Raw genomic sequence first — 24,410 nt, forward strand, 5'->3', positions numbered from 1 at the left:
CAGGTTCGCCGTGTTCATGGCACCGGAATTCAGCTCAAACGGGGTGCCGGAAGTCATGACTTCCGTGTTCAGGCTTGTCCGCAGACTTTCGCGGGGGTATACAGGGATCATGCAACGCAACCCCGTCTTCCAGTGGCGTGAGCTGCTCTCGCCGCTTGCCCTGGCCTCCTACGCGGCCTGGCTGGCAGTGTATCTGACCAACAGTGGATGGGTCGGACTGCCCGACGGCGACTCCGGCCTGGCCGGCCAGGTACTGATGTGGACCTTTCTGGCCGCCTGGCTGGTGTTGCTGTCGCTGGAGTTTGGCCAGGGTCGGAAAGTGGCCGATGTTGGCATTGTGGTGCTGGCCGCCTGTGCGCTGGGCTTGCTGACCCTGGGGCATTCCAGCACCGGCGCCATCCTGCTGGTGCTGCTGGCCACCCAACTGGCAGGACGATTCGAGGGCCGCGGACTGCTCGTTTCGCTGGTGATCGTCAACCTGGTCTTTGCCCTGATCATGTGGCAGATCTGGAACTATCCGCCGGTCTGGATCGTGCTGACGCTGGCCTCCTACGCTGCCTTCCAGGCTTTTGCCGCGCTGGTGATGCACTACGCGATCAAGGCCGAGTCCATGGCAGAGGAACTCCAGGAGGCCAATGCTCACCTGCTGGCCACCCGTTCTCTGCTCGGCGAAGCGGCCCGCGACCAGGAACGGCTGCGATTGTCGCGCGAACTGCACGATGTCGCCGGTCACAAGCTAACTGCGCTCAAGCTCAACCTGCGCCAGCTCTCGCGGCGACCCGAACTCAATGACTGCCAGGAGCTGGAAACGGCTGCCAGCCTGGCCGACGAACTGCTCGGCGACTTGCGCGCCGTGGTGCGCCAGCTTCGTGATCACGACGGAATCGACCTGGGCCATGGCATCCGACAACTTATCGAGCCGCTGCCCAGTCCGCGGGTCAAGCTGGCGCTGGAAGCGTCCCTACGCATCCCCGGCACCTGCCAGGCCGAAACCCTGCTGCGAATCGTGCAGGAAGGCCTCACCAATGCCGTTCGCCACGGCCATGCCCGCAACGCCTGGCTTGGCCTGCAACGCAATGGCAACGATATCCTGCTGCAACTCGAAGACGACGGCAGCCTGTCCTGGCCGATCCAGCCCGGCAACGGCCTGACCGGCATGCGCGAACGCTTGCAGGAGCTAGGGGGCAGCCTGCAACTCGAGCCTTCCTCGCGCGGCGGCCTGAGCCTCACCGCAAGATTGCCTGCCGCAACGGTGTCGTCATGAGCATTCGCATCGCTTTGGCCGACGACCAGGCCCTGGTACGCGAGGGCTTGAAGGCGCTCATCCGGGAGCTGGATGGCATTGATGTCGTCATCGAGGCAGAATCCGGCGAGGCCGTGCTGCAGGCGTTGGCCGACACCGCCATCGACCTGATTCTGTCGGACATCCGCATGCCCGGCATCGACGGCATCGCACTGACCCGAAAACTGGCCGAAACGCACCCCGACCTGCCGGTACTGTTGCTGACCACCTTCGATGAAGATGCCTTGATGCTGGAAGCCGCCGAAGCCGGCGCGCGCGGGTTCTTGCTCAAGGACGTCTCACCCGAGGAGCTGGAGTCGGCAATTCATGATGTGGCAGCGGGCAAGAGGCTGATGCAACCGGTCGCGACCGAGTCGGTGCGCCGCAACTTTCGCTATACAGACAACTCACCCACAATAGAGCAATTCACGGGTCGCGAGATCCAGATCCTGAGATTGCTGGCTGGCGGCTATTCCAACAAGGAGATCGCACGCAGCATCCACCTGGCCGAAGGCACAGTAAAGAACTACGTCTCCGACATCCTCGACAAACTCGACACCCGCGATCGCACCCGGGCAGTGCTCAAGGCCATAACCCTCAAAATCATATAATGGGTTTAACGGAAAGGCTCTTTTCAATCCACACAAAACCAAGAAGAGCTGGCCTTAAGGAGCCTCTGAATAACTCTGCGCGGAGCGCGTTTCTGCCTCAAAAGCCGCAGATCGTGTGGTGCGACCCGAGTGACAGTAGCCGTAGCTACGGCCGAGGGGCGCAACGCGCGAGATGCGGCTTTTGAGGCGAAACCCGAATGGGACGGGCCTTTGCGGGCGACCCGCTGCGTTTCGACTCGCTCATTAGGAATGACCAAACCACACGCGCTAATCGTTTCTTACCCAGGCGCTTCTTGCCTTCGGCAAATCGCACCTGGCACGAAACGGCGCTCGCCGAAGCCACACCGGGTCATCCCGCAAAGACCCGTCGCGCCCGTGCAGAGTTATTCAGAGGCTCCTTAACCCATTCCATACTCACGCTCAACCCTGGCGATCCGAACCCGAAAACTGGAATACCACTGCCGGTGACCGAGTCGCTGGGCCTCTCGGTGCTCGGCGTTCTTTTTCCAATTGCTGATCGCCTGAAGACTTTCCCAGTACGACACGGTAATGCCTACACCCTCCCTGGCGGACTCAATACCTAGAAAGCCTGGTTGCTGAGACGCCAACTCGACCATTCGTGCAGCCATTTCATCGTATCCGTCGTCAACCTCTGTCCTGCAGCTGCTGAAAATCACCGCGAAGTACGGCGGTTCAGGGGTATTGGTAATCTCTGACATGTTGGCCTCTTGTACTGCAAATCCAAGCAAATGAGATGATGCTGGCTGGGTCGGGGGAACGACAGTATCCGCTTATGCCAGTCATCTGCTCAGGCCCCTTCTTCTCCCCGATGACCCTGTGTTCCAGCAAAAACTGCCAACTGAGCATCAAATGCGCGCTTGAAGGCTGACCGTGCTTCGCCCCGGGCAACATAAGCGGACAGGGCCGGGAACTCCCCGAGCAAGTCAGTTCCTTTCAGTCTGCGTAGCACCTGGACCATCAGAAGATCGCCGGCGCTGAATGATCCATTGAGCCAATCGCTCCCTCCGAGCCGATGTGACAGGTCTTCCAGCCGGCTACGGATGAGATTCTCGAGCATTGGTAATCGCTCATTGTGCCAAGGCTTGTCGCGCTCCAGATAGTGAGAGAACTCACGCTGCACAATTGGCGGCTCCACCGTACTGAGCGCGGCGAACATCCACATGATGGCACCTGCCCTTGCATTCGCATCATCGGGCAACAGCCCCGCATGGTTCTCCGCGATATGCAGCACGATAGCACCAGATTCGAACAGAACAAGCTCACCTTCTTCATAGGTGGGGATTTGCCCAAAAGGATGAAGTGCACGATGCTCGGGCTCCTTCATGGACTGAAACGAGACCAGCCGAACATCATAGGACTGGCCGACTTCCTCTAGCGCCCAGCGCACAGTCATGTCGCGAGCCAGACCTTGCCCTCGATCGGGCGAATCCGCAAAGGCTGTTATGATAGGAAGGTCTGTCATCAAGCGGGATGCCTATCGGTCACTGCTCTGCATAACCCAAGCAGAACTAGCATTCTCCACAGAGTTTATGTTCCTTGTGCGGGACTGTTTTCACCACTAGCTGCACGTCGCCTTTCTCTGTGAGCCAATCCATGACCTCGATAAGCCGACTGGTATCGATACAAGCACAAGCCAGGATAATGAATGGGCGATTTGGATCAAAATCTGAGTCTAATGCATTGAGTTCCTGTTGCTCTGTTCCATCCAGGTAGTATGCATGTTCAGATACAAGGAGTTCCTGGAGACCGGTTGCTGAGGCGGTGACTGGAAAAAGCAAGGCAATAAGCAGTTGTTTCATGAGCACTAACCTGTTACTCGATGGAAATGTCAGGATGGCAGAAGGCCTCTTCATGATCGGACTTCTGAGTGAATCTGGATGAAGCTCCCGCTGATGCCAGAATGCTGTTCCGGTCTCACTTGATCACGAACATTTTCCTTCTGAAGCACCCTTCAATCTGCCCTGCCCCTTGCCAGTCGGCGCAAATTGGAGATTACCATACCAGTTCGCTGGGCAGCTTTCCAGAGACGGCTAAAGACTTACTTCATTGGTAGAGTTTGTAGCTGGCGCTTTCCAGCCCAATTCCCGAATGTGGCCTGCCGTTGCCGCTTGGCCTCGGCCAGGCGATTCAGTAACTCGGCATGGCGGACTCGTCGATTTCACCGCCGAGCAATGTCCATATGACGGCAACTACGCGGTGTGCCCCCCAGAATAGCTTGAAACAGGGCACGGCAGATACTCTGGCTGCCAAAGTGGTTTCACCATCGGTTTTGAAGATGGGCGGCCCAAGGACCGCGTTTGTGGCGGCGGTGCGAGTGACTGTCTTCAGCTGATGTAGTACATTACCGTTTCTCTCCAATGATGAAGCGCCATGAATATCATCCAGGCAGATCAAAGCCACCTCGATGTGCTGACTTAGCTGTTCGATGCCTACCGGCAATTTTACAAGCAAGCCTCCGATCTGACGCGGGCACGCGACTTCCTTGCCAGGCGCATGGATGGTGGCGAGTCAGTTGTGTTTCTGGCGCTGGATGGGCAGTCAGGTCTTGGTTTTACGCAGCTATACCCTACCTTCTCGTCTGTTTCCATGGCACCAGCTTGGACGCTGAACGACTTGTACGTGAGGTCGAGTGCCCGTGGCCGGGGCGTTGGCGCTGCCCTGCTCGAACGAGCCCGGTTGCATGGCGAGGAAACTGGCGCTTGCCAGTTATTGCTGGAAACAGCCAGGGACAACCCGGCGCGTCGCTTATACGATCGGTATGGCTGGCAACCGGTTAGCGAACATGTGTTCTATACCAGGGATCCGTAGAACTGCATGTTCCCGTTTTATTAACCCGGCACGAATGTAGATCACATTCAGGGCTTCAATCAGGGCCCGAATCAAGGCGTCGCTCGCCGCCAAGGGTGATCCCCTTGGCAAGAGCGAGAACGCAGAGTCGGGCCCTGATTGAAGCCCCTAACTATCTGATTCTAAAAAGTCAGGCCGCAGTGTGCGCTTCGGCAGACTGCGTTATCGAAACTTGCTGTAGGAGTGCTACAGCGGCGTTTCGCTGCCTTGCTGCCGAAGCGCACACTGCGGCTGAATGCGATCTACATTCGTGCCGGGTTAATAGCTTCAGGGCACTGCGAGACGCTACCGTGCCGCAGGGTCCGGGGTCCAGGCGCATTGGGACGCATATCACCTTGGCTGCACTGCGAACCTCATCCAAACCCGCTTGCAACAGACTCCGGATCTGACTCACGGTCAGACTTTATTCAATGCCCGTATCCGCGGAGCGCTCAATCAATTCGCCGGGCGTTGTCACCAGGTGGATGATGTTGCAGGGGCTGGAAATCCAGAAGGCTTTGAAACCGCTGGGCAGTGGCTCTATCTCGTCTCTGCGCTGGCAGCCTTGCTGCTTGAGATGCTCGGAGGCCGAGTCGATGTCGCTTGCGATGACTTCCAGCCAGATTTCAGCCTGGCTCAGGCCGGGCATACGATCCAGCCACAGCACCTTGTCGCCAAATTCGAATCGGGGTGTGTCATCGGGACCATTGGGTTGAATCTCGGTGAGGCCGAGGATCTCCCGATAGAAGTTGACCGTGTGCTCATATTCATGAGCTGGTATCTTCATGGCGATGTTCTTGCCAGGCTGGAATTGTGGTTTCAATTGATGGCTCCCTGGTGCTTGTTGTTCGGTTGGCGCTCTCAAGAGTCCTGCCAGAGCTGGCCTAGCCAGCGGCCCATGAGCATGAAGTAGATTTCAGAGTCCGGATTGAAGTCGCGCACACTCATTTCCTCGACTTCTTCATCGGTCAGGATTCGGATCTCGTCGCGAATGATCATGGTATGGTCAGCCGAATCGATGACATGCACTTCGCGTTCTCCGGCCGGCTCCAGCGTCTCCAGAATTGTCATGGTCTCCGCCACGGGAACGATCCAGTCCTTGCCGCCGTGGAGGAAAAGTATGGGCGCGTCGACGCGCTCCCATGCGTTGGTCGGGTCGTAGTCGATTTCGTTGATCCAGCCCGATTTCGATACATCCTCGGGCAAGTTTTCGGCCGTGACCATGCCAACCTGAGAGAACCAGGCTTCTTCTTCGGCATCACTGAGCAGCTGCCGGGCCACGTCATGTTCGATTTCTCCACGCATATACTCGTCCATGATGGCGTGCCACAGTGCCGCCGCCTGATCTGCCGCTTCCTTGCCATGGCCGTGTATCAGGACGAGGTTGCGGGTATAGAATTTCATCTGCTCGCCGGGGGTTGTCAGTGGAGAGGCCACGACGACGACAAAAGCGGCATTGCTCTTTGCCGCGGCTTCCATCGATATCCAACCGCTCTGACTGATGCCCCAGTAGCCGATTTGCTGATCGTTAACGAACTCGGTCTCCCCAATTGCCTGTTTCGCGGCCACGGCATCGCGAGCGAGGAGGAAGTAGTCAGTCTGCGGCATGTCGCCTCCGGACTCCCCCTTGCCTCTACGGTCATACACGAAGGACGAAAATCCAATTGCGTTGAATACTTCGGCTGTTTGAAGATAAAGCGGATTGTCTCGGTAATGCGTTTGTGTTTGTTGTGGGATCACCACTGCTGGTCCGTTCGTTAACCCGTGCGGCACCCGCAGTGTTCCTGACAGTACTGCGCCGTCTTCAGCTTCAAACTCAATGTCATGCTTGTCGACCTCGAGTGAACCGGGAACGAACCAGGGTGAGTCTTCAGACAGAGCCGAGATTGCTGTCAGTAACAGCCCAAGAAACACTAGATGCTTGAATATGACCATGTATAGATACCTGCAATTCAGACTGGCTTGATCAGTGTGACCCGATTCTACATATTGACCAATCTTCCATCGCGTGCCGGAAGTCACAAAGCAGTGAGGTGATTTCCCACTGTTTGGTGCCATTGCCGCTTCATTGGGGCTTTAATAACCCGGCTATTGCATCAATGCCCGGATGCAGGAGCCCGGAGAGCAATGCTTCCGGGCCGTGGCGCGCAGATTCTTCAACCGGAGCATAGTTCACACAATGTGAGGATTGAAAAATCGCACGCGCACCGGAAACACGCGCAACGGCTCCACTGCAGGGCTTTTTTCGCCTTTGGCGCAAACCGCCCTTCCGTTCCCGCCTGCGCTGCTATACCGGGCATTAGAGCGGTCCTGCGCCGGAGATTGACGACCTCATTAGTAATAGGACGCTGACTGTGACTTTTGGCAGATTCGTCTTAGGGTGCATGGATACTACGCTTGCTCGTGTGTGGAGCAAGTTTTTCGAGGACTGATATGAGGTTTTTCTGGTCGCTAATTCTCACGCTTGTGCTGGTCACTCCTACGGCAGGGTTAACCTCCAGGGTGCAGGCAGGCACTGAGCCGGCGGAGGTGCTGGTTTTGGGTACTTTCCATTTCCACAACCCCGGCCTCGATGCGGTTCAGTTCGAAGTGCCCGATCCGCTCGGGGAAAAGCGTCAGGCCGAGATTGCTGCTGTGGTTGATGCGCTGGCGGATTTCAGGCCCACGCGTGTCGCTGTGGAGCATGTTCCGGATGATGAAGACAAGCTCATACAGCGTTATCAGAACTGGCAGGCCGACGAACGAGCGCTTGGACCCAGCGAGACCGAGCAGCTTGGTTTTCGGTTGGCGGACCGATTTGGGCATGAGCGCGTCTGGCCGTTTGATCACTCCGCCACCTTGCCGTTTGAGCCCTTGATGGAGTATGCGCAGAGCAATGATCCGGAGTTCGTGCGCTGGTTCGAGGGGAGCATTGAGCGTAGGTCACAGGAGATGGATCGGAAGCAACAGGAATGGTCGCTGAGTCGCATTCTTGTGCATCTCAATTGCGAAGATGTGCTGGTCGATGATCATGCCTTCTATCTGCACATCGCGCGCGTGGGCGCTGGCACCACCCAGGTGGGCGCCGACCTGCTGTCGGCCTGGTACGAGCGCAATATCCGCATGTTCGGCAATCTGCAGGCAGCAACTCAGCCAGGTGACCGAGTGATCGTTATCGTCGGTGCCGGGCATGCACCCATTCTGCGCGAACTGATCAAAGCCGATGCAGCCATGACCCTGGTTGAGCCGGTGGAGTTCTTGCCCAAGGAGTGATCAGGACAAGACCTGCTGCTAAAGTCGATCCGGCTTGAAACGGAATCCCAGACTGCGAGAGAATCGGGCTGCACGAAGCGGGAGTTTTCGGCAATCCGAGCGGAGGGAAAGTCCATGTCGAGATTTTTGAGGGTGACCATTTGTCTATTGCTGCTGGGTACTGGGCTGGCTTCTCATGTTGTCGCCCAGTCCACCTGGACGGGCAATGGGGATGGCACGAGCTGGGATGATGCCGATAACTGGAATCCGGCTGGGGTTCCCGGCGGCGGTGCGGAGGTGATTTTCGACGGGGTCACGGTGACGCTGCAGAACCTGCCACAAGTTCAGGACGGTGGGTTTCCAGTGCCAACTGACACGCCTGCAAGCTTTGTGGTATGGAACAATGCTGATGTGACAATTACAGAAGATTTGCGATTCACCACCGATATCCAGAGCGGTGATGACTTTACCAATTTTGAAGTTCACAACTCGACGTTCAATGCAGCAGGCAATGATATCAGCGTTACTTCGGGTGCGATGTTCATTGGCGGAACGTCCAACGTGGATTTCTCAAGCTCCACGCTGGAGCTGTTGTTGCAGCTCGGTGCTTTTGAACTTGATGCAGAGATGGCTCTTGTATTTGAGAGTATCATTTACGACCATCTCGATGGTGACAATGAGGACTTTGTCCTTGATTCCAACACCTCTTTGACCGTCACCAACCAATTCAGGGTCAACAATGGTGGTGCCGTAGTGCTGCTTTCAGGTGCTTCCCTTGACTATTCAGAGAACGCCGAGCTTCGTTATGAGCGTGAGTATGCCGCCGGCAACGAGTGGCCTGCCATGAATGGTCCAGCGAATGTGACGATCAATACTGGGGGGACGGTGGCCCTGGACGATGGTGACCGATATATCGCCGATTCCCTGACTTTTCTACAGCCCGGAACGCTTGATCTGGGAGCCAATATGCTTGTGGTGGAAGGTGCGTCGGCAGGTAGCGTGGTCACTGGACCCGGTACCATTCATGATGCTACTACACTGCGATTGGGCAATGAGAGTGGGGACAACGAAACTCAGAGCATTTTGGGAGGTACCATAAGCCTGAATCAACTCGAGATCGACAAGAGTGGCGGCAACAGCGATCTGATATTCGTTGAGGATGGGGCCGGCTTCAGTTTTACAAGTGGCGCCACGTTAAGGATTGCCAGTGGTGTTCTGGAGTTCGAATCGGGGGATGCAAATCTGATTGGGCGCGGCAATGCGGATCTCATCATCGAAAGTGGGGGCTCGCTATTGACCGGCGGACAGGATATTACTGGTTTCAACAGCTACTCGGCTGGGAATGGGGGAATCAAATTTTCCGGATTCAATCTGGAGCTGTTTCCGCCTGGTCTCTCGGAACTGGGTGTGCTTTCAGTCAATAAAGCGGTCGGACATGTCTACCTCAACTCCGATGTGCTGGTTGAGAACGAACTTGACTTGCAATCCGGGCACCTCGTCGTTGCTGGTGGGAATCATGTAGAGCTTGGTGTGGGAGGCACTCTTTCAGGTGGGTCGTCCGCGTCGTTTGTCGACGGGGCCATGCGCCGTCAGATTGACGCAGGGGGTGCCTATGGATTTCCCGTGGGTCGTGGCAGCGAGAACTTTCATCCGGCTGAGTTCGAATATACCCATTTCTCGGCAGGCAGTGGCTCAGGTGTCAGCGTGATCGAAGCCGAGTATCGAACGGATGTGCCGGAAAACGGCGTGCCTGAAGGAATCTCTGGGCTTTCCAGGTATGGATACCGTGTCGCGGAGAAAGGCGATGCTCCGTCTTCATTCGAGGTTCGTTTCACGGGCGACTATTCCGGAGCCGGTTTAACGGACGAAGAGAATATCCGCTTGCTCGTCAATAACGAAGATGCCGGGCTGGAATACGTGTTGCCGGAGCAAACGATGAATACGGAGGACAACAAAGTCATTGTTGAAGACCTCGAGTTTCTACCGCATCCCGACCATCCCTTTTTCGTGTTCGCCCTGGCCGAGATCATCGATGTGGTTTTCTCCGATCGGTTCGAGCTGGAGGGACCCTAGCCACCATCGAAGCGAGCACCGTCTCAGTGGTTGCGTGGATCATCCTCGGGGTTGATGTATTCGATCCCCCAGGGTCCGGTGCCGTGGAGCTGGATGATGGTCTCCCCTTCCGCATAGCCGAACATGGGATCTCCCGGAGGCATGATGGCCACGCTGCCCACGGGCAGCGTTCGGGTGGTGTCCTTGTCGAACTCGCGGCCGTGGGCAAAATGCAGCGTTCCCTGCAGCACCGTGACGCGCTCATAGGCCGGGTGGATGTGCGGGAGAATGCGGTAGCCGTCTTCGAGTCGCAGACGGAAGGTGAAGGGTTCGGAATTCGACAGATCACCTTCGATGATGGCGATCTCCGCGCCCTCCCCCATCGAGCCGACCGGGCCCCATTCGAGTTCATCGGGAGTGATCATCATGTGGCCTTCACCACGATAGTGATCGACGCCGGCTAGCGTCGATGCCGCAAGCAGCAAAGCTGCCAATGAGATGAATCCAGTCAGTACGAGTTTCATGGCTGCCCTGATCCTTTGCCCAAGGGCTTCCGAGTCTATCTTCAGGCCAGGAGCCTTGTCAAAGCGGCTGTCACTGGGTATTCCAGCGGGCTTCGGCCCGGAGCCTGGTTGAATTCTGGCAAGGGCTGCTTGTGCGGCGCAGCGTTGTGGAAGCCCTTACGTTGCCTGGTAGCGCGGCAAACGCGGGCTGAAGTGCATCAGCAGGTCGTATACAGAGATGTCGCAGGCATAAGCGATCTTTTCTGGCCGCGAATCTTCCTGCCAGTCGAACAGAGTCACCACATCCCCCACCCCTACGTCCGAGTCGCGGCCGACCTCGACCAGGGAATGACTGGCCGAAACCGAGCCAACGACCGGATAGTGACGGTCATTGATGCGAACTGTTGCACAGCCGGCCGCGCGTCGTTGCCAGCCGTCGGCATGGCCGATGGGCAAGGTGGCAATGCGGGTGTCTCGTTCGGCCACGAAGGCCCGCCCGTAGCCGGCGCTCTGACCCTTCTTCAGGTCGCGCAGATCGATCACGCGACAGCGCACGGCAAAGGCCGGCTTGAGATCCAGCCACGCTTCCTCGCGCTGTTCAGCCTGGGGGTAGACGCCGTATAACCCCATGCCCGGGCGCACCATGTCGTACCAGGCCTCCGGGTAGCGGATCAGCGGGGTCGTGGAGGCGGCATGCAGGCGGCCGTGGTCGATGCCGGCTTCCTTGAGCCTGCCCATCAGAGCCTCGAAGCGTCTCTTCTGCTCCATGTCATGGTCGCGATCCTCGGAAAAGGTGATCATCGAACCCTGTATGTGCACCCCTTCCCGTTCGGCCAGGTCCCGGTAAAAGTCCACGCCGTTCTCGTCACGCACGCCCAACCGTCCCAGTCCGGAATCGACTTTCACTTCCACTCGCACGGGCCGATCCAGGCGACGTGCCAGGCGCTCGAGCATGCGGCCCGACGGCCTGAACACCATGGGCGTGATATCGCTGCGCAGCGCCTCTTCCAATTCGTTCTCTTCGGCCGGGCCCATCAGCAGAATGGGGCCCTTGATGCCATGATCGCGCAGGGTCATGGCCTCGTTGAGCTTGACCACCCCGAAGCCCGCGATGCCGTCGACGCCCTCCAGTGCCCGGGCGGAATTGACCAGGCCCATGCCATAGCCGTCATTCTTGATCACGGCCAGCACCGGCCGGCCTTCGACCTTGCGATGGATACGCGCTGCGTTGTGCCGCAGGTGATCGGGCCGGATCTCGATCCAGGCGTCGTTATGACCGTGCAGCGTGGAGAGCTGCGGGGCGTGCAGTTCACCGCGCTGTGGCAAACCGCGTGCTGCCGTCGGCGCGCTCCAGGCCAGACCCAGCTTGGCCAGTGGCGCCAGGGCCAGCGTTTTGAGCAGATTGCGTCTTGTGTGATTTCGGGACATGGGGTTGGACACCTGCAAATTCTGGCAAGGTGAGACTAGCACAAGGTGAACTGACCTTTATCTCATGACTGACGACGGGAGTGGGTCGACAATCCGTGGGCTTGTGCGGGTTTGCGGCTTCGCCCACTAGGGCTTACAGTTACCTGATTACTTAGGGAAACTCTGAATAACTCCCGAATTTTGAGATAATAGCGCCACCTGATCAGAAACGGAATTCATCAATGGACCAGATGAGCTTTGCTGAAGCCGAGTACCAGAACAAGAAGCGTAAAACCCGACGGGAGAAGTTTCTGGAACGCGTTGATTCATTGATTCCGTGGCCTCGGTTGGTCAAGAAGCTCAAAAGGCACTATCACAAGGGCCGGACAGGTCGTCCACCGTATCCGCTGGAAACGATGCTGCGGATTCACTGCATGCAGCTTTTCTATAATCTCAGTGATCCTGGGATGGAGGATGCACTCTACGAGATCGAGAGCATGCGGCGGTTTGCCGGGCTCAGGCTCTCGGATCGCCTGCCGGACGAGACCACCATTCTTAATTTCCGCCGGTTTCTGGAGCAGCGCAAACTGGGCAAAAAGCTGTTTGATGAAATCAACGGCTATCTGAATGAGCATGAGTTGATGCTGCGCGAGGGCAGCATTGTCGATGCCAGTATTGTTGCGGCACCGAGCTCGACCAAGAACCAAAAGAAGGAACGCGATCCGGAAATGCACCAGACGAGAAAGGGCAACCAGTGGCATTTCGGGATGAAGGTTCATATTGGTGTGGACGATGAAATCGGTCTGATCCATAGCCTGGAGACGACGCCGGCCAACACCCATGACCTCGAAGTTGCTGAGAAGTTGTTACACGGCCAGGAGCACGGGTGTTCGGCGATGCCGGATATCGAGGTATCGAAAAACGCGAAGCGCACCAGGAAAGAGAAGTTGACTGGTATATCGCCGAGCGTCCAGGAAAAAGAAAGATGATGGATCCGGATAGTTGGGAAGCCAAGGCAGAAAAGCTCAAGAGTCAGATCCGGGCCAAGGTTGAACATCCCTTTCGATACATGAAGCAGGTGTTCGGCTATAACAAGGTGCGCTACCGTGGTCAGGATAAGAATCGCAATCGGTTCCAGGTAATGGCTGGACTGACGAACCTGCTGATCGCAGAGAAATTGATCCCGACATAGGGTTATTCCGTCCGATTTCTGCCTGATCGGTGGAAATTGGTCAACAAATGATCAAAATCGAACATCAAACGGGGCCAAATCATGCCCGATAGACAAAACGAAGGAAGTTGGCTGAAAATCATGCGTTGTTCAGAGCTTCCTTAGATGATTCAGCTATCTTTCGGTCGGAATTTTTGGGAACCGCAGATGAACGCCGATAAACGCAGATTGTTGATCTGACGCATGGATCATGGATAGGTGCTGAAGTCAGCGATTCTTGTACGGCCCGGGCTTTCATGCGTCCACGAGCTGAGACACATGAGTGCGGTGCTCTTGGATTAGGGATGATTAAAGCTGCGATTGCTGCTGTAATTCCATGAATCTGCGTTTATCCGCGTTCATCTGCGGTTGCATAATTCCTGTCGTGGCCATGGCTGAGAAATATGCGTAATCAGGTACAGTTATAGGGGCAACTTCAGTAGGGAATCTGTTCATGATCAGAATAATTGCAGGCATGCTGTTTTTGACAGCATTGGGTCATGCCGTGGCTGGCGATATTTATCGTTGCGAAGGCGAGGATGGAACGGTTGAGTTCAGTCAGCAGCCGTGTGACGACCGGGGTAAAACCGTAAAGTTGGAGGGTGATTCCCGGCTGATGAGTGAGGATGCGATCTGGAATGCGCAAAGTCCGACCTCATTAGTAAGCAGTTTCTGGACGAGCGCGTTAGCGAGTTGGTCGCCGATGGCACTGACCTTTCGGGCAACGTGGTGATGGAAGAAGAGATCGAGGTATGCAAGTCCGAGTGGACCGATTCGAACGCCCGGCGCAGTTGGCAATGCATGGCCGCGGCCAGAACCCCGAATGATCGTCAGCAATGCGTCGCCGACGACTTCAATCGCCTGTTCTCCTTTCCTGAGCCGGGATGATTAACTGTCGCTGTTGAGCAGCAGTTGTCCCACGGTCACGGTGGGGATGTCCTTCTTGCGCAACTGCCGGATCATGTAGCCCAGGTGGTGGTGGACCGGGTCGGGCCGGTCTTCACCGCCCAGGTGCATCAGCACGATGCCCCCGGAGAAATCGGGTGAGTTGGCCAGGCGAATGACCTGGTTGGCCATGTCCGTGCCGCTCACGAACAATGCGTGGTCGGGGTCGGACACCCAGTCCAGGGTATCGAGGGAGCGATCACGACTGCCCTGGGCGGTCCAGCCGACATGCGTGTAGCCCAGTTCCCTGGCCCACTGCTCGATCTCCTCGTTGATCTCGCCATACGGGGCGCGCCACATCGGTGCCATGGACTGACCGGTGATGCGGTGGAAGAGCTGCTCGGTGCGCAGCAACTCCCACTGCAGCCGATGCCGATCGAACTCGTCGCGCGTGCGGTGCTGCCTGTTGTCTTCAAAAGTGGTCAGGTGTGGATGGCTCCAGGTGTGGTTGGCCACCTCGTGACCGGCGGCCACGATGCGCCGGGTGGTTTCGGGATGGTTTTTCAGAAACTGGCCGGTGAGGAAGAAGGTGGCCTGCTTGTCATGGGCGCGAAGGGTCTTGAGAATCTCGCCGGCATGATCGGCGCGCCAGCCGCCATCAAAGGTAATGGCAATGCCACGTGCATCGGGCACCTGCGACAGTCCGGCCCAGCCGTTTTCGTTCCAGGTCCAGCGTTCGGTTTGGTGGTGCAGTTCGGCGGCCTGCAGGGTCCACGAGCGCGCGCCCATGGACCGCGGCAGGGTGATTGCCGCGGTGTCGCCGGCCGGAATGTACGCCTTGGCCGTGCCATCAACGAGAATCACGGCCGCCCGGTCGCCTGCAGCGGCCACGGCCTGCATGCCATATTCGTTTTCGTGCGGGTCTTCAATCCAGCGGGGACCTTGCAATGAAGGTGGCGGTGCCGGCGGTTCCGGTTTCCCGGCCAGGGCTGGCGCGTCCTCCGTCGGTGAGCTGGTGTCTGCCGTGCGCTGTTCCTGGGCGACGATGAGGATCGCACCGGCGATGCCGGCCTGGGTGAGCAACACGACCCAGAACAGGACCATCGCCCGTCGGGCCCAGGCCTCGCGCATGAAGGGCGGGTAGCGCCACCAGATGCGCGGATCGACCTGGCGTCTCAGTTTTCTGATGGCCACTCCGGCCCGGTGCCAGCGTTCGGCGCGGCGGCAATGCTTTCTGCAGCTCTGGGAGCAGAAGATATGCCCGTCGAGGTGTACCTGGCAGGCAGGACAGATCGGCTCCTTGCAGTGAAAGCAGCGGCGACGGGCGCTTCGGTCAGGATGGTTGATGCACTGAGACACGCATCGATGATAGCGCCAAAGCGCCCGGGGATGCTATTGAACCATCAGGCCAAGGCGTTGCCGTGTTGACGGCCGAGAGGCTGGGTCAGTCGGCAGAGTCCGATTCGTCAGTCAGCAAACGCCCGTGGGACAGAATCGCGTCATACAGCGCCCGGCTGCGTTCGGCCAGGTCCGCGTCGTCGTCCCAGCTCCCGGGACGGTCGAAGGCGTTTCCGGCACGGTAGCCATTGCCCGCGGCCATGACGAAGGCCGAAGCGGCTCCAATGCGGGTATCGGCTTCCCGGACCTCGCCGCTCTCATAGTCGAGGGTGTTTGCGGTCGTCTGTTCCTGCATGTGATGTTCCAGCGCACCCTTCAGGAGCCGGTCAATGGCTTGTCCGATATGTTCGGCCAGTTCCGGCCGGGTTCGCTCGATGAACTGTGCCGTGCCGTCCTGTTCGCGCAGCATGGCAAAACCGCCCGTGAGGTGGTGCACCAGCCGCCACTGGGCCTCGACATCGACCTTGACGGAGGCCGCGCTGGCGCGACCGTCGCTGAACTCGACAGCGGCAGGCAGGCCCCAGGGGCGGATCAGATCCTCGTCCAGCACGGCGCCAACCATGTCCGCGGCACGCTCGAACAGCGTTTCGGCCAGCTCCCGGTCCTCCTCGGTGCCGAAAACGTAGAGCAGCTCGTAGAGCCCCTTGTGCCCGCGAATCAGCGAGGCGAAATCGGCCAGCGGCCAGTGCAGGCCGTCGCCCAGGTCGTAGGCGCCGGCCCCGCTATCCCAGGCCGAGTCGAGCGTTGCCGCCGATTGCCGCGCAACCTCAAGCAGTTCGGGATAGTCATGCCCCATCCAGGCGATCATGACATCGTGTTCGATCTGGCCCATGTCGTCCTCTCCCCCGGGCTTGTGCCAGCGCACCCAGGCGTAGGCCAGACCATGGAAAGCATCGAGCCCATAAGCCATCTCGGCGGCCGAGCCGTGTTGACCGTGAAAGCGGCCCTCGTGGAAGTGCTCCTGCAGCAGGCGTTGCCCGGTCTGCGTTAGGAATGCCGAGGGGCCGTGGGTCAGGTCGGCGAACAGTCCATGGTCTTCGAAACGCCCGCCGCTGTGATGCATGTGATAGACATAAGCCGCGTCGGCATAGTCGACCAGACGAGGTACACCCTTGCCCGAATCGCCATCCAGTTCCGGGTGCAGCACGCCCAGATCGGAGAAGCGCTGGACGGTCTCGAACAACGCCAGCCAGCGATGACCGACCTCGGCCATGGGTTCGCCGGAAAGCGAATCGTCGTAGGCGGGGTGGCCAAGCTCACTGCCGCGCATGACCCTGCCCTTGACGGTCAGGCCGTTGAGCCGGGCGAGGTGCTCATCGAGCCTCAGCTTGTCTTCGCCTGTCCCGGTGTCCTCCGTGGCTGGAACCTCGTCCGCTGCAGTGCCCTGCCCGTCAACAGCGGATTCCGGCGGCTCGGGCGGTGTCGGTGGATCGGGCTCATCCACCGGCGGCTCACATCCGACCAGGAAAAAAACGAACAAAACGGTGACAAGGTGGCTCGGGTTCATACGTCTGTCTCGCTAATAGCCTTAGTCCGGAATGTTACTACGAGGCTGGATTGAGGACCCTGCTGCGCTATGGTGCGGCCTACGGCAAATGCTGTTCTTGGCGCCCCAGCAGACTATTCACAGTGATAGGCCAATGGCTGTTCCAGTGGCACCACCTGATCCCTTGCTTCTGTTAGAAACTATATCACCCCGAACTGCCTGTGGCGAGTTGGCGAATCTTTCTTCAGGCGCCGCAACCATGGAGTAATCCCGAACTTGAGCCACTGAAAAAGCCGACCTCGGGGCGAGCGTGCAGCACAGATAAACCAAAGGTGAGGTCTGGACTGATCGGTCCATCGGCGCTTGAAGTCATCCTGTTCGCCCAGGAGATCAATCTCATGAATATCTGTATCGATGTAATGCTTCAGCATCATTCCAAGAAGCACTAGACCGGGTGATGCGTGTGCAAATGTATCCTGATAGCCTGATTTGATGGAATAGAGTCGGCCGTCATACCTGATCGAAAGGTCAAAGGCAATCGCCATGCCATTGATGGTCAGAAAGTGCAGACACAGTTCGCCACCCGAAGCCAGGCCGGAAGCCAGATCACGATAGAACTGACAGACTCTTTCGTTGGACTGCATCGCTGTACCCTCTCGTCCCTTCCAGCTCTGGGCTTCAATGTCAAATGCGACCTCCAGAGAGCTGAGTACATCGATTGGATCTGAGATGATCTTCAGTCGAACCGGCCCGAGGTTCTCTAGTCTTCGGAGCTTTCGTTTGAGATCCTTGCGGAAGTTGCGAGAGCGGGTGGCCAGATATTGTTCCCAGTCAGATTCAAGCGTGATAAATGGAGACTGCTCGGCTTCCCATAGTCCGTACGAGACGGAATCGCTGTCCGCACTGTGACACAATGCCTGCAGAGTCGGTGATGCAGACATTAATCCCGGCAGTTCAAAAATATCCCATTGCCTGGAAAGGCTGCGCACATGGGCCCAGATGACTTCCATGACGCCTTCCACATCACATGCATGGGGCGCTTCGAATCTCGGTGAATGTGCATTGGTCAGTGCTCCGAGACGGCGGACAATCATGCCGTAGCGCTCTGTCTGTCCAAACATCAGCGGAAGAAGACCGACCAGGCGGTTGTCTTGCCAAACAGTCACGACATGAAGTCGGTTAGTCTCTCCGAATGCGTTCCACCAGGCATGAATCCACTCGGCCCGCATGAAGGGGGCCGCGGCACCGGCATTTCGTGTCAGTTCGTTCCAGTCTTTCTTGAGAGCGATCAGACTGTCCGGATTGTCCACAACCCGGACAACCAGTGGCGAGCTGGAAACTGATGGCGACAGGTGGGTGGCCTGGACGACATCCTCGACTCTGGTAATCGCATCAGAGCACATCGTGGTGATAACAGGTGCAGGCGGCTGATTCGAGCCCGGCACGATCGGTCACCCGGATTGAGCCCCGGCGATACTGGATCAGCCCCAACAGTTGCAGATGAGTGGCCGCATTGGTCACGCCACTGCGTCGCACTCCCAGCATGTCCGAAAGAGACTGCTGGGTGAGGCGTATGGGCCGATCCGCATGCCGATCTCCAAGCTCCAGCAGGCAGCGGGCAAGCCTGGCCTCCAGACGATGAAATCGCACGCAGAGCCCGTTTCTGGCAACGAGTTCCACGAGTTGAGCAATGTAGTGCAGCATGCTGCTGCGCCAGCATGCCAGCTCACTGGATCTGGCATTGAATTCCTTTACATTCAGGCTGAGTGCCTGGAAGGACTCTGGCACTTCAATTCCCAGTAAGACTCGACTCGTGCCAAGAAGCGATTCCCATCCCAGTATGCCCTCACTGCCCACAAGGGCAACCTGTAGTCGACTGCCGTCCGGCCCTGAAATGAAAAGCGATGCATAGCCGGCCGTGGGAAAATAGACGGTATTGACCGGATCACCAGTGCTGGCCAGGCGATGGTAGCTGGCGAATGATACCGTTTCGCAAGCGGAGGTCACCTGAGCCAGGTCCTCTGCAGACAGGGCCGAAAGCAGCTTGTTGGCCCGGCTCGTGAAGCCGGGTTGCCCGCCGGGAACGATCACACTGGTTCCGGTTGCCATTGCTGTCAGTCTGGAAGCAGACGCTCGGTCTCGCGCTTGACGGTCTTGTAGCATTCGCAACAAACCCGCTCTAGACCGGCCCTGTTGATAACATTGATCCGGCCTCTTCGGTACTCGATCAAGCCGGCTTTCTGCAAACGCCCAGCGGCCTCGGTCACACCCTCTCTGCGCACTCCCAGGCTATGCGCTATCTGCTCCTGGGTCAGCTGTAGCTGCTGTTGCGGCAGGTGATCGATAGCAATCAGCAACCAGCGCGCCAACTGCTGGGTGATGGTGTGGTATCGATTACAGGTTGCCGACTGACTGATCTGAGTCAGCAGCACCTGTGTGTAGCGCAGCAGCAGGCGAAAGCTTTCGCAGCGGTTGGCTTCGTCCTTGAGCACCGAGGCCTTGAGCCGATAGGCGCTGCCAGCGGCCTGAACCACAGCGTATTCAGGCATCGACATGGTCTGGGTGAAAATTGAGATGCCCAGCATGCCATCGTTGCCTATGACAGCTATTTCGCAACTGTGACCATCCTCGAGAAAGTGAGTGATCGAAACCAGAGAATCCACCGGGAAATAGGCGTAGCGTTGCGGCGCGCAGGTTTCGTAAACCATCTCACCCCTCTGCCACTCCACCGATGTCAGATGAGAAAGGATGCGCTGGCGATCCTCCCGGCGAATGCCGCGAAGTATCCGGTTTCGTAAAGGGCCCTCCAGATCGCTATCCACGTTCAGGCTTCGCATGGACCCGTGTGACATCGTCAGTGAACTGTTCAGGTGATTCATGTGGCCAATCCCAGTGCATTTTCGCGTTAGATCGCTGCCACAGCCTGATGCTCAGGTGACAGCACATGATGCCGGTCCCCGCTCTAGCAGCATCTCCCGTCGCGACAGGCCCGGGGTTTGAGTCAGAACCAGACCTCCACTCACCTCGACCCTCAGCCGAGCCGGTAAGCGGATTTTCAACATAGTGACAAACATAAGTCATATAACGCACCCATTTATGTGCGGTATATCACATTTTTAGAAAATTTGCATCAATGTGGTTAAGCGTACAGAGGGGCCCTGGCCCGGGCCTTCCGCGAACAGGTCAAGCGCAAGCAGCGCCGCTCCGACGGCACCGTCAGCCTGGCCGGAAAACGCTTCGAGATCCCCAACGCCTATCGTCACATCGAACAGCTGTGTCTGCGCTATGCGCCCTGGGATCTGCGCACGGTCAGCCTGGTTGACGAGCGCAGTGGTGGTGAGTTGTGTCCGTTGCATCCGCTCGACAAGCGCGCCAATGCCGATCAACGCCGACGGGCGCTGGTGCCGACATCGGCCATGACGCTTACCGAGCCGACCCCGGCCGGTATTGCGCCGCTGCTGAAACAACTCATGCGCGAGCATGCCGCCACCGGGCTGCCGCCGGCCTACCTGCCGCGCGAGGAGGAACACTGACATGGACCGCAGAATGCTGACTCCCTATGGCTTGAAGTTCAACCCCTTTACCCCGGAAGTCCCGGTCGAGGCCTTGCAGGTTCACCCGCGTCTGGAACAGTTCTGCTGGCGCATCGAGCACGGCCTGATCGGCGAGGGCGGCTTTGCCCTGATCAGTGGCGATCCCGGGACCGGCAAGAGTGTGGCTTTGCGCCTCCTGGCTCATCGCCTGGCCAGCCTGCGCGAGGTCGAGGTCGGCGTGCTCACTCACCCCAGTTCCAAGCTGGCCGACTTCTATCGCGAGATGGGTGAGTTGTTCGGCGTGCCCCTCAAACCGCACAACCGCTGGGGTGGGTTCAAGGCCTTGCGCGAGCGTTGGATCAAGCACCTGGAAACCACCCTGACCCGGCCGGTGCTGTTGATCGACGAGGCTCAGGAAACGCCGATCCCCGTGCTTAACGAACTGCGCCTGATGGCCAGCCATCGCTTCGACTCACAGATGCTCTTGACTGTCGTGCTGGCCGGCGATAGTCGCCTGACCCAGCGCCTGGGTCGGGATGAACTGCTCCCCTTAGGCTCGCGCATCCGCATCCGCCTAAACACCGAGTACGCCGACACCGAACAGCTCATGGCCGCGCTGCGCCACCTGCTCGAGACCGCCGGCAACCCGCAGCTGATGACCGATGGACTCATGACCACCCTGGTCGAACATGCCGCCGGCAACTACCGGGTCCTGACCACCCTGGCCGCTGAACTGCTCGCCACCGCCGCCCGGACCCAGCGCGACACCCTCGATGAAAAGCTCTACTTCGACTGCTTCAGCAACACACCCAAACGCCAACGCCGATCCGCCTGAACGAGGACCACGCCATGCCACAACCCATCCACATCACCTTCGACCCATCAGTCTTCGATCTTGAACAACTCGACGCTATCCTGCAGGCACTCCAGCCACTCCTCGACCAGCTGGAAAATGCCTACTACCAGGCCCTGCGAGAGCATCAACAGCAATCCTTACCCGGCTTCCCAGAACCACCGCCGAACGATCCACCGTTCAACGATCCGCTGCCGTTCTGATCACCCAACAACACCCCGCCCCGGACTCAACTTCGGGGCGCATCAATCAGGCCAAGCTGCGTCCATCAAAAAGCGTGAAAACACCACCATCAAATTGCGTGAACACGCTCAGTCCGGAAGTCCATTGAGGGAAGTCAGGCTGACGGGCCGTTTAACGATCGCACGCATATTGGTACTGACTTCTGTTTGTAGCAGAAGATCAACTGACGACACCAGTTCTTCTACTTCGTCTCACTCAGCTTCTCCAGTCGCCCCTTGCGCTTGACCAGATTCTTGTAGTCCCACTGGATCTCCCTGGCCTTGCTCAGCCAGCGACGAATATCTTCCTTATCCATTTCAGATACATCATTGTAGAAAATCGATGCGTCCTTGAACTTTTTCCCCAGGACATTCAGGGCGGGCTCGTCGAAGTCCGCCCCGCTCCAGAACATCAAACGAATACCAGGCTTCTGTTTGCTATAGCCCACGATGGGATTGCCATCCAGAAACCACACCGGATGCGCGTGCCATAGCCTGCCCTCACCCCCTGCAAGGTTGGCGTCGATCTCCCGGGCCAGACCGTGACAGATCTGCCGGTCACCGGGCTCCTGTTTCTGGTTGTACTGCAGAATATCGGGATCCATTCCATCCTCCAGTTGGCACTACGAAGGGAATCTGCTCGAAAGCCGCGTCCGCGTTGCATCCCCGATGAACGACTCACTCGCGCAGGATTTTCTCCATCTTCTTGCCTTTGGCCAGCTCGTCAATCAGCTTGTCCAGCCAGCGGATCTTCTGCATCAGCGGGTCCTCGACCTCCTCGACGCGAACACCGCAGACCACGCCCTTGATCAACCCGGTATTCGGGTGCATGGCCGGCGCCTCGGCGAAAAAGGTTTCGAAGCTGTTCTCCTGCTCGATCTGCCGTTCCAGCCCGGCCTGGTCGTAGCCGGTCAACCAGCAGATGATCCGGTCGACCTCCTCGCGCGTGCGATTCTTGCGCTCGGCCTTGTTGACATAGGCCGGATACACCCGGGCGAAGGTCATGTCGAAAATCCGATGTCTGGCCATGCTCAGTCCTCCTGTCGGGTCAGACGGGTACTGACGATATTGACCCACTCATCATCGCGACGCATCTCGCCGGCAATGGTGATGGTGTCGTCCGATTCGAACCGATAACGCTCCCGGAAATCCGCGGTGCCGCCCGCCGGCCCGGGCCCGGAAGTCGACAGCACCAGCTCATCGGTCTCGTCGTCCACGCCACCGGCCAGCTCCCAGCGATAACTGATGATCGAATCGACCCAGCTCCCCGTGTACGCCTCCTGCTCGATGTCATACCCCAGCGACATCACCGCCGAATAGTCACTGCCATAGACCTCGCCCGACCAGCGCAAGTCCACGAAGAACTCCCCCACCATTTCGGCCGACATCGTACCCTGCCCGACCACATCGGGCTCGGCACCGTCCCGCGCCGGACTCGAGCGCTCGAACTGCCAGTCCCCGGCAAAGCGCTTCAGCAGTTCGTGCTCCGACTGCGGCGTGGCAAGACTGGACGCATGGACTGAAGAGACAGCAACAAGGGACAGCGCCAGGAGCGGAAACGACAGGAAAACGGATCGAATCATGAGGGGCCTCCATGAGCGTAAAGGGGGTGCGTTCGTGGCAAGCGACCCGGTGGTCAGAGCCTACACCCGGCGGAAAACGTGTGCAATGTACAGTCACCTTCCCGTCAATACCGGGTCCAGAAACCTGGAACTTCTCTTGTCGCACCTCAAACGTGCCACCCGATGTCACAGCCCGAGGACCACCCGAAGGCCTTGATCTATTTCGAGCATTCTCTTTTCAGACAGCCGCCGCACCTGTTCGGTCAGCCGTGTGCGGTCCAGGGTGAGAACCTGACTGACATTGACGACGGAAGCCTTTCCGAGACCCGACTCCCGTTTCGTGATTCTCGCGTTACCCGGCGCGGCTGAAAGCCGAAGGTTGGAGGTAATGGCCGCGACCACGACCGTTGCAATTCGACTGGAATTGAATGGATTGGACTGGACAACCAGAACAGGGCGTCGGAAACCAGGACCGGATCCGGTCGGCTCAGGCAACGACGCCCACCAGATCTCACCACGCTTCATCTTTCAACACGGCTGACTGAGCTCGAATGAATGACTCATCGAGCTTCGACTTTTCAGAATCATGAACCCGATTCAGTTGAGCCGTAATCGCCTCGGGCCCGTGTTGCGCCAGGTACTCCTCCAGCGCCTCCGCAAAAAGCTGGCTACGGGGAATCCCTCGCTCCTTTGCGAATTGCTCAGCGGCCTGGAATACTGGATCCGGAACGGAAATCGCTACTTTCATGACCTGAAAGTATCACTCGGGTAATACTTCGTCAAGCGCCCGCCCGGTGGCCAGTGCCTACACCTGGAACACGGGCAGTGCCATGTGAAGTGATTCGAAAGCGACCTCAGGACTGGGACACCAGAAACTGGTATAGCTTGCGGCAAACCATGTCCAGTTCTCTTTGCCATTCCTCGCTATCCAGATGGATCAAAGGCCCATCTCCTCCGGATGTCGCCTCGACCAGTAGCTGGTATACGTCCTCCGAGGCCTTTCCTTCGGCGATTTGCTCGACCGCCCAGCCACCCAGCGCGTGCAGTGCACCGCCATACCTCTGCCGGGTGGTTTTCGACTTCTGATCCAGTTGTGCCCAGCGCCAGAAGTCCTGAAAGACTCCAAGCAGATGGCCGGAAACCTCACGCTCCTTCTCCGGCACCAGGCCGTAGCGCCAGTCGTTGACCCAGGAATCATCGGGTTTCATGGGCATACATCATCCTCCAGTCGTTGCTCATTCGCGCACAGACCCGGAACAAGGGCACCGGACGGCGGGACCGGAACCAGCAGGCTCAGGCAACGAAACCCAGCAGATTTCACCACGCCGT

The 24,410-nt window shown here is 58.2% G+C and carries 28 protein-coding genes; 10 read left to right on the forward strand and 18 right to left on the reverse strand.

The features are described from left to right. Positions 1-109: 109 nt before the first annotated feature. Positions 110-1,264, forward strand: a complete 1,155-nt coding sequence (locus IC757_RS08140) for a sensor histidine kinase (RefSeq protein WP_190976825.1) — start codon at positions 110-112, stop codon at positions 1,262-1,264. After that, on the forward strand, positions 1,261-1,893 hold the full coding sequence (locus tag IC757_RS08145; protein WP_190976826.1) for a response regulator transcription factor: 633 nt from the start codon (positions 1,261-1,263) through the stop codon (positions 1,891-1,893). The genes IC757_RS08140 and IC757_RS08145 overlap by 4 nt, the downstream gene beginning before the upstream one ends. Positions 1,894-2,291: 398 nt before the next feature. Here the strand turns inward: IC757_RS08145 and IC757_RS08150 are convergent, their stop codons facing one another. The 3 genes from IC757_RS08150 to IC757_RS08160 form a co-directional block, all read right to left on the reverse strand. Then, a complete protein-coding gene (locus IC757_RS08150) occupies positions 2,292-2,612 on the reverse strand; it encodes an antibiotic biosynthesis monooxygenase family protein (RefSeq protein WP_190976827.1) in 321 nt (106 codons plus the stop codon). An 89-nt stretch (positions 2,613-2,701) separates the two neighbouring features. After that, positions 2,702-3,307 carry a glutathione S-transferase family protein gene (locus tag IC757_RS08155; RefSeq protein ID WP_263405588.1) on the reverse strand — a complete coding sequence of 202 codons (606 nt, stop codon included), beginning with the start codon at positions 3,305-3,307 and terminating at the stop codon, positions 2,702-2,704. A gap of 115 nt (positions 3,308-3,422) precedes the next feature. After that, complete coding sequence (locus tag IC757_RS08160; RefSeq protein ID WP_190976829.1) at positions 3,423-3,713, reverse strand: hypothetical protein; 291 nt, start codon at positions 3,711-3,713, stop codon at positions 3,423-3,425. A 619-nt stretch (positions 3,714-4,332) separates the two neighbouring features. On the opposite strand from IC757_RS08160, the gene IC757_RS16990 reads away from it, so the two are divergent. Further along, a complete protein-coding gene (locus tag IC757_RS16990) occupies positions 4,333-4,722 on the forward strand; it encodes a GNAT family N-acetyltransferase (protein ID WP_411913479.1) in 390 nt (129 codons plus the stop codon). 442 nt (positions 4,723-5,164) lie between these two features. On the opposite strand, the gene IC757_RS08170 is transcribed toward IC757_RS16990, so the two are convergent. Beyond that, positions 5,165-5,527: a VOC family protein gene (locus tag IC757_RS08170; RefSeq protein ID WP_190976830.1), complete on the reverse strand. Its 363-nt coding sequence runs from the start codon at positions 5,525-5,527 to the stop codon at positions 5,165-5,167. Positions 5,528-5,601: 74 nt separating this feature from the next. Beyond that, positions 5,602-6,675, reverse strand: a complete 1,074-nt coding sequence (locus tag IC757_RS08175; protein ID WP_190976831.1) for an alpha/beta hydrolase — start codon at positions 6,673-6,675, stop codon at positions 5,602-5,604. A 567-nt stretch (positions 6,676-7,242) separates the two neighbouring features. Here IC757_RS08175 and IC757_RS08180 point away from each other — a divergent pair. Next, complete coding sequence (locus IC757_RS08180) at positions 7,243-7,992, forward strand: DUF5694 domain-containing protein (RefSeq protein ID WP_190976832.1); 750 nt, start codon at positions 7,243-7,245, stop codon at positions 7,990-7,992. Between the two features lie 114 nt (positions 7,993-8,106). Then, entirely contained in the window at positions 8,107-10,044 is a 1,938-nt protein-coding gene (locus IC757_RS08185) for a hypothetical protein (RefSeq protein ID WP_190976833.1), read from the forward strand. A gap of 23 nt (positions 10,045-10,067) precedes the next feature. Here the strand turns inward: IC757_RS08185 and IC757_RS08190 are convergent, their stop codons facing one another. Together IC757_RS08190 and alr are read right to left on the reverse strand one after the other, a co-directional pair. Then, the gene (locus IC757_RS08190) at positions 10,068-10,547 is read right to left on the reverse strand and encodes a cupin domain-containing protein (protein WP_190976834.1); all 480 of its coding nucleotides are present in this window, start codon (positions 10,545-10,547) and stop codon (positions 10,068-10,070) included. A 156-nt stretch (positions 10,548-10,703) separates the two neighbouring features. Then, complete coding sequence (alr, locus tag IC757_RS08195) at positions 10,704-11,954, reverse strand: alanine racemase (RefSeq protein WP_190976835.1); 1,251 nt, start codon at positions 11,952-11,954, stop codon at positions 10,704-10,706. Positions 11,955-12,175: 221 nt separating this feature from the next. Here alr and IC757_RS08200 point away from each other — a divergent pair. Both IC757_RS08200 and IC757_RS08205 read left to right on the forward strand, forming a co-directional pair. Further along, positions 12,176-13,125, forward strand: a protein-coding gene (locus tag IC757_RS08200; RefSeq protein WP_223846315.1) for an IS5 family transposase whose coding sequence is annotated in 2 segments (ribosomal slippage) — positions 12,176-12,815 and positions 12,815-13,125 — 951 coding nt in all. Because the reading frame shifts where the segments join, the coding sequence is not laid out codon by codon here. A 472-nt stretch (positions 13,126-13,597) separates the two neighbouring features. Beyond that, on the forward strand, positions 13,598-13,876 hold the full coding sequence (locus IC757_RS08205) for a DUF4124 domain-containing protein (RefSeq protein WP_190976836.1): 279 nt from the start codon (positions 13,598-13,600) through the stop codon (positions 13,874-13,876). Positions 13,877-14,031: 155 nt separating this feature from the next. Here the strand turns inward: IC757_RS08205 and IC757_RS08210 are convergent, their stop codons facing one another. The 5 genes from IC757_RS08210 to IC757_RS08230 form a co-directional block, all read right to left on the reverse strand. After that, positions 14,032-15,222 carry a polysaccharide deacetylase family protein gene (locus tag IC757_RS08210; protein WP_190976837.1) on the reverse strand — a complete coding sequence of 397 codons (1,191 nt, stop codon included), beginning with the start codon at positions 15,220-15,222 and terminating at the stop codon, positions 14,032-14,034. A gap of 250 nt (positions 15,223-15,472) precedes the next feature. After that, entirely contained in the window at positions 15,473-16,933 is a 1,461-nt protein-coding gene (locus IC757_RS08215; protein WP_190976838.1) for a hypothetical protein, read from the reverse strand. Positions 16,934-17,112: 179 nt separating this feature from the next. Further along, on the reverse strand, positions 17,113-18,222 hold the full coding sequence (locus IC757_RS08220) for a GNAT family N-acetyltransferase (RefSeq protein WP_190976839.1): 1,110 nt from the start codon (positions 18,220-18,222) through the stop codon (positions 17,113-17,115). 82 nt (positions 18,223-18,304) lie between these two features. Then, positions 18,305-19,021 (reverse strand): Crp/Fnr family transcriptional regulator, encoded by a 717-nt coding sequence (locus tag IC757_RS08225; protein ID WP_190976840.1) that lies wholly within the window; start codon positions 19,019-19,021, stop codon positions 18,305-18,307. A gap of 5 nt (positions 19,022-19,026) precedes the next feature. Further along, a complete protein-coding gene (locus IC757_RS08230) occupies positions 19,027-19,791 on the reverse strand; it encodes a Crp/Fnr family transcriptional regulator (protein ID WP_223846316.1) in 765 nt (254 codons plus the stop codon). A gap of 471 nt (positions 19,792-20,262) precedes the next feature. Here IC757_RS08230 and IC757_RS08235 point away from each other — a divergent pair, with 471 nt between their 5' ends. Genes IC757_RS08235 through IC757_RS08245 form a run of 3 tightly spaced genes read left to right on the forward strand, consistent with a single transcriptional unit; the run spans position 20,263 to position 21,501 of the window. Then, the gene (locus IC757_RS08235; RefSeq protein WP_190976841.1) at positions 20,263-20,445 is read left to right on the forward strand and encodes a hypothetical protein; all 183 of its coding nucleotides are present in this window, start codon (positions 20,263-20,265) and stop codon (positions 20,443-20,445) included. Position 20,446: 1 nt separating this feature from the next. Continuing rightward, positions 20,447-21,280: an ExeA family protein gene (locus tag IC757_RS08240; protein ID WP_190976842.1), complete on the forward strand. Its 834-nt coding sequence runs from the start codon at positions 20,447-20,449 to the stop codon at positions 21,278-21,280. Between the two features lie 14 nt (positions 21,281-21,294). Further along, positions 21,295-21,501 (forward strand): hypothetical protein, encoded by a 207-nt coding sequence (locus tag IC757_RS08245; protein WP_190976843.1) that lies wholly within the window; start codon positions 21,295-21,297, stop codon positions 21,499-21,501. 221 nt (positions 21,502-21,722) lie between these two features. Here the strand turns inward: IC757_RS08245 and IC757_RS08250 are convergent, their stop codons facing one another. The 6 genes from IC757_RS08250 to IC757_RS08275 all read right to left on the reverse strand — a co-directional run bounded on the left by IC757_RS08250 (position 21,723) and on the right by IC757_RS08275 (position 24,289). Next, positions 21,723-22,124: a DUF1801 domain-containing protein gene (locus IC757_RS08250; RefSeq protein ID WP_190976844.1), complete on the reverse strand. Its 402-nt coding sequence runs from the start codon at positions 22,122-22,124 to the stop codon at positions 21,723-21,725. Positions 22,125-22,197: 73 nt separating this feature from the next. Next, the gene (locus tag IC757_RS08255; RefSeq protein WP_190976845.1) at positions 22,198-22,548 is read right to left on the reverse strand and encodes a DUF2200 domain-containing protein; all 351 of its coding nucleotides are present in this window, start codon (positions 22,546-22,548) and stop codon (positions 22,198-22,200) included. 2 nt (positions 22,549-22,550) lie between these two features. Beyond that, the gene (locus tag IC757_RS08260; protein ID WP_190976846.1) at positions 22,551-23,102 is read right to left on the reverse strand and encodes a DUF1579 family protein; all 552 of its coding nucleotides are present in this window, start codon (positions 23,100-23,102) and stop codon (positions 22,551-22,553) included. 165 nt (positions 23,103-23,267) lie between these two features. Continuing rightward, positions 23,268-23,606, reverse strand: coding sequence for a type II toxin-antitoxin system PemK/MazF family toxin (locus IC757_RS08265; RefSeq protein ID WP_190976847.1), 339 nt, complete (start codon positions 23,604-23,606; stop codon positions 23,268-23,270). Continuing rightward, complete coding sequence (locus tag IC757_RS08270) at positions 23,593-23,829, reverse strand: CopG family ribbon-helix-helix protein (protein WP_190976848.1); 237 nt, start codon at positions 23,827-23,829, stop codon at positions 23,593-23,595. The genes IC757_RS08265 and IC757_RS08270 overlap by 14 nt, the downstream gene beginning before the upstream one ends. Positions 23,830-23,935: 106 nt before the next feature. Then, positions 23,936-24,289 carry a hypothetical protein gene (locus IC757_RS08275; protein ID WP_190976849.1) on the reverse strand — a complete coding sequence of 118 codons (354 nt, stop codon included), beginning with the start codon at positions 24,287-24,289 and terminating at the stop codon, positions 23,936-23,938. Between the last annotated feature and the right edge of the window lie 121 nt (positions 24,290-24,410).

It is taken from the genome of Wenzhouxiangella sp. AB-CW3 (assembly GCF_014725735.1).
Classification (GTDB): Bacteria; Pseudomonadota; Gammaproteobacteria; order Xanthomonadales; family Wenzhouxiangellaceae; genus Wenzhouxiangella.